At 67.4% G+C, this 8,295-nt stretch carries 11 protein-coding genes, 1 tRNA gene and 1 other RNA gene; 3 read left to right on the top strand and 10 right to left on the bottom strand.

The window, feature by feature from the left end; all coding sequences use genetic code 11:
- From VNJ47_06375 to VNJ47_06365, 3 genes are all read right to left on the bottom strand, one after another.
- On the bottom strand, nt 1-222 hold a 222-nt coding region (locus VNJ47_06375; GenBank protein HXG28454.1), incomplete at its 3' end, for a hypothetical protein.
- Between the two features lie 195 nt (nt 223-417).
- Nucleotides 418-759, bottom strand: a complete 342-nt coding sequence (locus VNJ47_06370; protein ID HXG28453.1) for a hypothetical protein — start codon at nt 757-759, stop codon at nt 418-420.
- A 9-nt stretch (nt 760-768) separates the two neighbouring features.
- Nucleotides 769-1,212 (bottom strand): DUF4282 domain-containing protein, encoded by a 444-nt coding sequence (locus VNJ47_06365; GenBank protein HXG28452.1) that lies wholly within the window; start codon nt 1,210-1,212, stop codon nt 769-771.
- A 434-nt stretch (nt 1,213-1,646) separates the two neighbouring features.
- On the opposite strand from VNJ47_06365, the gene VNJ47_06360 reads away from it, so the two are divergent.
- Entirely contained in the window at nt 1,647-3,011 is a 1,365-nt protein-coding gene (locus VNJ47_06360; protein ID HXG28451.1) for a DUF1329 domain-containing protein, read from the top strand.
- A gap of 61 nt (nt 3,012-3,072) precedes the next feature.
- Here the strand turns inward: VNJ47_06360 and orn are convergent, their stop codons facing one another.
- Entirely contained in the window at nt 3,073-3,618 is a 546-nt protein-coding gene (gene orn, locus VNJ47_06355) for an oligoribonuclease (protein ID HXG28450.1), read from the bottom strand.
- Between the two features lie 85 nt (nt 3,619-3,703).
- On the opposite strand from orn, the gene VNJ47_06350 reads away from it, so the two are divergent.
- The gene (locus VNJ47_06350) at nt 3,704-4,051 is read left to right on the top strand and encodes a 4a-hydroxytetrahydrobiopterin dehydratase (protein ID HXG28449.1); all 348 of its coding nucleotides are present in this window, start codon (nt 3,704-3,706) and stop codon (nt 4,049-4,051) included.
- Nucleotides 4,048-4,956, top strand: a complete 909-nt coding sequence (gene rsgA / locus VNJ47_06345; GenBank protein HXG28448.1) for a ribosome small subunit-dependent GTPase A — start codon at nt 4,048-4,050, stop codon at nt 4,954-4,956. The genes VNJ47_06350 and rsgA overlap by 4 nt, the downstream gene beginning before the upstream one ends.
- A gap of 95 nt (nt 4,957-5,051) precedes the next feature.
- Here rsgA and recR read toward each other — a convergent pair whose 3' ends face one another.
- The 6 genes from recR to VNJ47_06315 all read right to left on the bottom strand — a co-directional run bounded on the left by recR (nt 5,052) and on the right by VNJ47_06315 (nt 8,224).
- The gene (recR, locus tag VNJ47_06340) at nt 5,052-5,648 is read right to left on the bottom strand and encodes a recombination mediator RecR (protein ID HXG28447.1); all 597 of its coding nucleotides are present in this window, start codon (nt 5,646-5,648) and stop codon (nt 5,052-5,054) included.
- A 16-nt stretch (nt 5,649-5,664) separates the two neighbouring features.
- Complete coding sequence (locus VNJ47_06335; GenBank protein HXG28446.1) at nt 5,665-5,994, bottom strand: YbaB/EbfC family nucleoid-associated protein; 330 nt, start codon at nt 5,992-5,994, stop codon at nt 5,665-5,667.
- Nucleotides 5,995-6,019: 25 nt separating this feature from the next.
- Entirely contained in the window at nt 6,020-7,591 is a 1,572-nt protein-coding gene (gene dnaX / locus VNJ47_06330; protein ID HXG28445.1) for a DNA polymerase III subunit gamma/tau, read from the bottom strand.
- Between the two features lie 23 nt (nt 7,592-7,614).
- Nucleotides 7,615-7,711, bottom strand: an RNA gene (ffs, locus tag VNJ47_06325) — signal recognition particle sRNA small type.
- Between the two features lie 49 nt (nt 7,712-7,760).
- Nucleotides 7,761-7,853 (bottom strand) — tRNA-Ser (locus VNJ47_06320).
- Between the two features lie 8 nt (nt 7,854-7,861).
- Entirely contained in the window at nt 7,862-8,224 is a 363-nt protein-coding gene (locus VNJ47_06315) for a hypothetical protein (protein HXG28444.1), read from the bottom strand.
- Nucleotides 8,225-8,295: the final 71 nt, after the last annotated feature.

Here is an 8,295-nt window from a genome sequence, read left to right as displayed (position 1 = left end):
CATGGCGATGACGCCAGCCGCGGCCGGCGGCGGTGAAGCAGCGCCGTCGCCCCGCCCCGCCCGCGCGCCAATGACGGCCGACAGCGGCATCAGCCCGGCGGCCGCCCCGGCGCCGATTCCAGCAGCGATGCCGTCACCAATGCCGATCGTCGCACCGGAGCCGGTCGTCGCCCCGCCGCCGGCGGGCCCGGCTGCAGAACCGGTTTCCAGCGAGCCGAGCAACAGCGCCTAGCCGGCGTTTGGAGTGGGAGTGGGCGAGACAGCAGGTTAGGCAGCCTCTGCCGCGCAGGCCCCCGTGCCCGCCGCCGGGTCGCGGCCCACGCACGTCATGGATGACGCTCGGCGTCTCTGAAATAAAGGGGCCCCGCCGGGGCCGAAGCCAGGCATCAACGGCAGGGGGCGTTTTACAAGCGCAGGCTAGGTTTTGTCGCTCGGCTCACGCCGGCCGAACAGCGTGTTCAGCCCCTCCCCGATCAGGCTGGCGCTGGCCTTGGCCACGGCGCTGGCCCCCTTCTCCGGCAGGCTCGCCATCGCATCCTTGAAGCCGGCCTCGACGCGCGCCTGGAACGCCGGCAGCAGCTCGATGCCGGCCGCCTTGACGCCATCGTGCACGCGCCGCTCCAACTCCCCGGCCAGCGCCTCGATGCGCCGGTCCAAGCGTTCGCGCAGTTGCGCTTGGTAAAACCACCAGGCCAGACCCAGCGTGCACAGTGAACTCAACACGGCGGTGCCCAGCATCAGCAGGATCGATGTCAGCATGAGTGGCTCCTAAAGATCCTCGCCAGGTTCGTTCTTCCTGCGCAGCGGCTTCCAGAACTGGATGCGGGGCAAGCCGCCGGCGATCTCCTCGGTGTGGCCGGCCATCTTGTTGACGTGCACGGCGATTCGGAAGATAGCCAGGCAGAATTCCAGCGCTACGCGCGCTAGCACCACCAGCACCAGGAACAGCAACGGCCCGGTCAGGAACAGGCGGATCAGGCCGGCACCGGTCGCAGTCGCGAAGCCCTCGAGCACGTAGCCGATGACCGCCAGCGCGCTGGCGATGATGGCGAAGCCGAACAGGGTCGGCAGCATGCGCGGCGTGAGCAGCCGTCGGAACTCGAGGTCGAACAGGCTGCGCAGGAAATCCATGGCCCAGGCGGGCAGCTGTGCCAGCGCGGTTGATGGCGCGTCCTCCGCGTCCCGATCGCGACCTTCACCCCGACCCGCCATGCTGAACCCGTCCTGACTAGAACCCATCTCATAGATCCCGCGCGGCCGCGACCGTGGCGCTTTTGGCCCAGGGCGCGACGCGACGAGCGTGGTGTACTGAGTGTACACGAGCGAGTCGCAACAAAGCCCTGGGCCAAAAGCGCCCGGTCCCGGTGGGTTACGGCCGAAATGCACGGCTGCGGTGTTGCGCCGCTAGCCCGTAGCACACACTACGGGCGGCGGGGCGCGCCTTGCATCCGCGCATTTCGGCCAGTAACGCGGCTCACGGGGGATCATGAGATGGGTTCTAGCATCTGAACTTTGTCACGCCGCGTAGCCTCCAATCGATAGCGGCTCGCGGCGGCTGGCTTGCGCTGGGGCTAACTGGCAGACTGTGCCCCGACGGCTGTCACCATTCTATATAACGCCGGCCGGTGCAAGAGGAGCAAAGATTCATGCGGGTAGCGATGCGGTTTCTCGTGGTTCTAGGGCTGATGCTCGGGCTGCGCCCGGGGTACGCGGTGGTCCCGGCCGAGGAGGCTGCCAAGCTGGGCAACAGCCTCACTCCGCTGGGCGCCGAGCGCGCCGGCAATGCCGACGGCACCATCCCGGAATGGACGGGCGGACTGACCACGCCGCCGGCCGGCTTCGTCAAGGGCGGCGAGTATCTCGATCCCTACCCGGACGACAAGGAGCTGTTCACGATCACCAGCAAGAACTACACGCAGTACCAGGACAAGCTCACGCCCGGCCAGATCGCGATGTTCAAGAACTTCCCGGACACCTACAAGATGCGCATCTACCCGACGCGCCGCAGCGCCGCTTTCCCCAAGTTCATCTACGATGAAACCATCAAGAACGCGACCCGCGTCGAGCTGACCAACAACGGCAATGGCTTCTCCAATACCGTGGCCGGCCACCCGTTCCCGATCCCCAAGAGCGGGCGCGAGGTGATGTGGAACCACATGGTGCGCTACCACACCAAGGGCTACCGCGGCTTCTACAACCATGCCGCCACGACGCACACCGGCGACTACGTGGTGGAACGTTCCTATTTCGAGCTGGCGGTGCGCTACAACCATCCCGACACCACGCTCGCCAACTTCGACAACAAGTACCTGTACGCGTTGTACAAGGTTACCGCGCCGGTCTCCAAAGCCGGCGACGCCTATCTGTTGCACCTGCCGCTGGACCGCATCAAGGACAACACCGGGCTGTGGGTCTACAACCCCGGCCAGCGCAAGATCCGCCGCATCGGCGAGGTCGGCTATGACAACCCCGCCTTCGACGGACTCATGACCCACGACCAGATCGACATGTTCAACGGCCCCATGGACCGCTATGACTTCAAGCTGATCGGCAAGAAGGAATACTACATGCCGTACAACTCCTACGGCGTGAACAGCCATAAGCACAAATACCGCGAAATCCTGACCAAGGGGCACATCAACCAGGACCTGCCACGCTACGAGCTGCACCGGGTATGGGTGGTGGAGGCCAACGTACGCCCGGGACTGAAGCACATCTACAGCAAGCGCGTGTTCTACCTCGATGAGGACAGCTGGCAGATCCTGTACCAGGACATGTACGACGAGCGCGGCCAGTTCTGGCGCTGCGCCGAGGCGCACTCGATCACGCTGTATGAAGTGCCCTCGATGATCAATCGGCCGCAGATTCACTACGACCTGCAGTCACGCCGCTACGTCGCGCTGTACCTGACCCAGGAGGAAAAACGGCCGCTGGAGTACGACTGGTTCCAGCCGCCCAGCTATTTCACGCCTGCCCAGCTGCAGCGCTTCGCCACCACCGCCCAGCAGTAACCCGTCCGGAACCAGCCCTCTCCCCCCGCGAGCAGGGGGACAGGCGGCACTCGATGACCGCCTACCCCTTGATGAACTGCGCGCGGTAGTGGCGCAGCTCGTTGATCGAGTCGCGCACGTCGTCCAGCGCCAGATGCGTGCTGCTCTTGGTATAGGCCTCCGCCACCGCCGGCGCCCAGCGCCGCGCCAGCTCCTTGAGCGTGCTGACGTCGAGGTTGCGGTAGTGGAAGTAGCGCTCCAGCTCGGGCATCCAGCGGTGCAAGAAGCGCCGGTCCTGGCAGATGCTGTTACCGCACATGGGCGAGCTGTTGGGCGGCACGTGCTGGGCCAGAAACTGCAGCGTGGCGAGCTCCGCATCACGTTCGCTCAAGGTACTCGTGCGTACACGCTGCGTCAGCCCGGACTGCCCGTGCTGGCGTGTGTTCCAGGCATCCATCTTGTCGAGTACCGCATCGGCCTGATGAATCGCCAGCACCGGCCCCTCGGCGATGAGGTTGAGGTCCTTGTCGGTCACGACGGTGGCGATCTCGATGATGCGATCCTGGTCCGGGTTGAGACCGGTCATCTCGAGGTCGATCCAGATCAGGTTGTCGCTGTGCAGGGCCATGGCGCTGAAAGTTTAACAGAGGCTGGATGAGCCCTGGCAGCGCTGCTACTGTATCCAGCCAGCGCAAGATCGGAGAAATGGCGTCATGGAATCGGCACTCGTCACCCGTCGCTGCAAGCCCTGCGAGGGCGGTGTGCCCGCGCTCAGCCAGGCCGAGGCTCGGGCCCTGCTCGCCCAGATCGGCCCGCACTGGAAACTCGCGGCAGATGCGAAGTCCATCGAGGCGCAGTTCAACTTCCGCAATTACTGGCAGACCACGGCCTTCGTCAACGCGGTCGCCTGGATCGCGCACCAGGAAGACCACCATCCGGACATCAGCTTCGGCTACAAAACCTGCACGATCCGCTACAGCACGCATGCCATCGGCGGCCTGTCCGAGAACGACTTCATCTGCGCGGCCAAGGTGGACGCCCTGCTGGGCAAACCCGAGTGAAACCCGCTGCCGAAGCCCGCGCAGGCCGCGTGGCGGTCCACTTCGGCGCGCACTGTCTGGTCCAGGACGCAGGCGGCGAACTGGTCCGCTGCCATGTTGCCCGACGGCTGGGGCGGCCGGTGTGCGGCGACCGCGTGTACTGGGCCCGGACCGATGCGACCGATCAGGGCGTACTGGTCGAGATCCTGCCGCGCCGCAATGAGCTGCTGCGGCATGATGCGCGCGCGCAGCAGCGCGTCATGGCTGCCAATATCGACCGGCTGCTGGTCGTGCTGGCACCGGCGCCCGCACCTGAGCTGGCGCTGCTCGACCGTTACCTCGTCGCCGCCGAACTGCTGGGTCTGCAAGCCTGCCTGGTGTTCAACAAATCGGATCTGCTCGACGCTGCAGCACGGCGCCAATGGGAAAGCGAGCTGCGGCCCTATGCCGCGCTCGACTACCGCGTGCTGTTCACCAGCCTGCGCAGCGGCGAGGGTCTCGACCGGCTGCGCCAGTGGCTGGCCGGGCAAACCGGCATCGTGGTCGGGCAATCCGGCGTCGGCAAGTCGTCCCTGGTGTCGGCGCTGGTACCCGACCTCGCGCTGCGCACCCGGCAGCTGTCCGAGGCCAGCGGCGCCGGCCAGCACACCACCAGTACGACGCGGCTCTATCCCCTGCCGGGCGGGAATGGCTGCCTCATCGACTCGCCCGGCGTGCGCGATTTCCGCCTGTGGCCGGTCACGCTGGCCGATCTCGTCAAGGGCTTTCGCGAATTCGCTGCAGCGGCAGCCTTATGCCGGTTTCCGGACTGCCGGCACCTGCAGGAGCCCGGCTGCGAGATTCGCCATCGGGTCGAGGCTGGCGCGATATCACCACGCCGTTATGCCAGTTATCGCCAGCTGGCGAAATGGATGGGCAAAGGCTGAGACACTGGATCCCGGCTGGAGCCTGCCCCGGAATGCTTGAATCCGGGGCCGGGATGACGTTCTATTGAGATGCCCACGAAGCGGGCATCTATATTTCAAACCTGCTGGCGGCCTGCGAAGGCATGGGCCAGCGTGCCGCTGTCCACGTACTCCAGCTCACCGCCGACCGGCACGCCATGCGCGATGCGCGTGACGCGCAGGCCGCGGCTGCGCGCGAGCTCCGCGATGTAATGCGCCGTCACCTCGCCCTCGACCGTCGGATTGGTGGCGATGATGACCTCCTGCAGCCCGCCGCGATCGAAGCGCTGCGCCAAGAGGTCCAGACCAAGCTCCTCGGGGCCGATGCCATCGAGCGGTGAGAGGTGCCCCATCAGCACGAAATAGCGGCCGCGGTAGTGCGCGCCCTGCTCCACGGCCAGCACGTCGGCCGGGCCTTCGACCACGCACAGCAGGCCATCGTCACGGCCCGGAGCCTGGCAGTACTCGCAACGCGGGCCCTCGCTGAACATGCGGCAATCCTGGCAGTGCGTGATGCCCTCCATGGCCGCGCGCAGGCTGTCCGCCAGCGCCAGGGCACCGGCGCGGTCGCGCTCCAGCAGGTGGAAGGCGATGCGCTGGGCCGACTTCGGCCCCACGCCGGGCAGGCGGCGCAGGGCCTGCACCAGCTGGGTCAGGAGCGGCGAGTAGCTCACGGGCGTCGTGCGGGCTTCAGATGCCCGGCAACTTGAAGCCCGGCGGCAGCGGCAGGCCGCTGGTCAGCGCGGCGGTCTTCTCGCGGCTGATCTGCTCGAGCCGCTGGCTGGCGTCGGTAATCGCCGCGGCGATCAGGTCCTCGAGCATTTCCCGATCCTCGCCCAGCAGGCTGGGATCGATGCGCACGGCGCGTCCTTCATGTCGGCCGTTGAGCGTGACTTTGACCAGCCCGGCGCCGGCCTCGCCGGTCACCTCCAGGCGCGCGAGTTCCTCCTGCAGCTTCTGCATATTGGCCTGCATCTGCTGGGCCTGGCGCATGAGATTGCCGAGTGCTGCCTTGTTCATGGTTGACTCCGTGAGGGTCGCGAAGCTATTCGAGCGGCTCCACCGAACCGGGGCGCACGCGCGCGCCGAAACGGGACTGCAGGCCCTGCACCACCGGGTCTTCGGCGATCGCCTGCTCGGCGCGGTTGTAACGCGCGTCACGCTGGCGCTCATCGCGCTGCGCCGGTGTCTCCTGCTCGCCACTGGCGATGCGAATGCTGAGCCGGATGCCCGCGCCCCACAGCTTTTGCAGCGCTGCCTCCAGCTTGCGGTCGAGGCCGCCGGTCAGCAGGCTCTGGTGCTTCGGATCCAGCCGCAGGCTGACCTGATCGCCCTCACAGCCCAGCCAGGCGCAGTTGCGCGCCAGCTCGACCACCGGGCCGCGCAGTTCCAGGCTGGCCACGACCGATTCCCAGTCGCTGCCGCCGGTGCTGGTCGTGCTCGACGTCCGCGGCCGCGCGGCCGGCGGCGCTGCGGTCGGGGTGGAGCGATGGCCGGTGACCGGCGGGTTCGCGGCGGGCGCCCGCTCGGCGCCGTCGGGGCGGAAAGCCAGCATGCGCAGCAGCGTCATCTCCACGCCGCTGCGTGGGTCCGGCGCCCAGTCCATGTCGCGCCGGCCCTGCAGCGCAATCTGGTAGTAGAGCTGCGCATCCTCCGGGCTGATCGCCTGCGCCAGTGCCTGCAACTGCGTGGCATTCTCCTCGTCGCCCGGGTCTGCCCCCGGCACCAGCTGGATCAACGATATGCGCTGCAACAGTGCCAGCAGGTCTTCGAGCACGGCGTCGTAATCCGGTGCCTTCTCGTCCAGCGCGTCGAGCGCAGCCAGCAGCGCGTTGGCATCGTTCGCGGCCAGCGCGGCCAGCAGCGCCAGGATGTCGCGCCGCGACAGCGTGCCGAGCATGTCGCGCACCTCGGCCTCGCGCAGCCGGCCACCGCCGAAGGCTATGGCCTGGTCGAGCAGGCTCAGGCCGTCGCGCATGCTGCCGTCGGCGGCCTGCGCCAGCGCCGCCAGGGCGCCGGGCTCGAAGGCGATGCCCTCGCGTTCGAGGATATGCTGCAGCTGGCTGCGGATCTCCCCGGCCGGCAGGCGCTTGAGGTGGAACTGAAGGCAGCGCGACAGGATGGTGACCGGCAGGCGCTGGGGATCGGTGGTGGCCAGGATGAAGTGCACGCGCGGCGGCGGCTCCTCCAGCGTCTTCAGCAGGGCGTTGAAGGCGCTCTTGGAGAACATGTGCACTTCGTCGATCAGGTAGATCTTGCGCCGGCCACGGGTGGGTGCGTACTGGGCGTTGTCCTGCAGATCGCGTACGTTGTCCACGCCGGTGTTCGAGGCGGCGTCGATCTCGATCAGGTCCACGAAGCGACCTTGATCGATCTCGCGGCAGCTGCCGCATTCGCCGCAGGGATTGGCGCTGACGCCTTTTTCGCAGTTCAGGCAACGCGCCAGGATGCGCGCGATGGTGGTCTTGCCGACGCCACGCGTGCCGGAGAAAAGCAGCGCATGGTGCAGCTGATCCTGCTCCAGGGCGTGCGTCAGCGCGCGCACCACGTGTCCCTGGCCGACCAGTTCCGTGAAACGGCGCGGGCGCCATTTGCGCGCCAGGGCTTCGTAGCTCATGGGCTGGGCCAGAAGGCGGCGGACCGCGCCAGCCACACCCCGGCGCCCGAATCGGTCGCTACCGCTGCTCCCTTCCGGGCCTGACGGGGTTCACGACCTATCGTCGCGGGGGAACCGACGCGGCCCACCATTGAACGAACTGGCATTCCGGCATTCCGCTGCAGGGATATGGCGGAGAGAGCGGGATTCGAACCCGCGATACGGCTTATCACCGTATACACGCTTTCCAGGCGTGCTCCTTCAACCACTCGGACATCTCTCCGTTAAACGTCAGGCGCCGGGCTTGGCGGGCGGCGCATCGCCACCGGGCTCCGTCGCGGGTTCGACCGTGGGCGCCGGTTCCGGTTCTGCGGCACCGTGCGCGGCCGGCAGCGGGGGCGGCGCGTCCAGACAGGCCGTCTGCCGGCGCCCCTTGGCATCGGTGGTGGCCGTGGCATAACGCACGTCCTCGCCGGTTGCCTCGGGTATGGCGAAATTGGGGTCCGGCGGCGGCACTTGCAAGCCCTCCGGCGCCTGCAGCGGTGGCCGCTCCGGGACATCCTCGTAGGTCTGTGCCACACGCTCACAATAACGCGAGCCGGCGCAGGCCGTCAGCACGGGCAGCAACAGCAGCAACATCCACAGGCGGCTCATGAACACACTCCCGCGGCCGCCAGAGCGGCGCGCACCGGTGCATGATACTGCGGCGCCAGCGGGGTCAGCGG

The sequence above is a fragment of the Nevskiales bacterium genome (genome assembly GCA_035574475.1).
In the GTDB taxonomy this organism is placed as follows: domain Bacteria; phylum Pseudomonadota; class Gammaproteobacteria; order Nevskiales; family DATLYR01; genus DATLYR01.
This window is presented reverse-complemented; position numbering and strand designations above follow the sequence as displayed.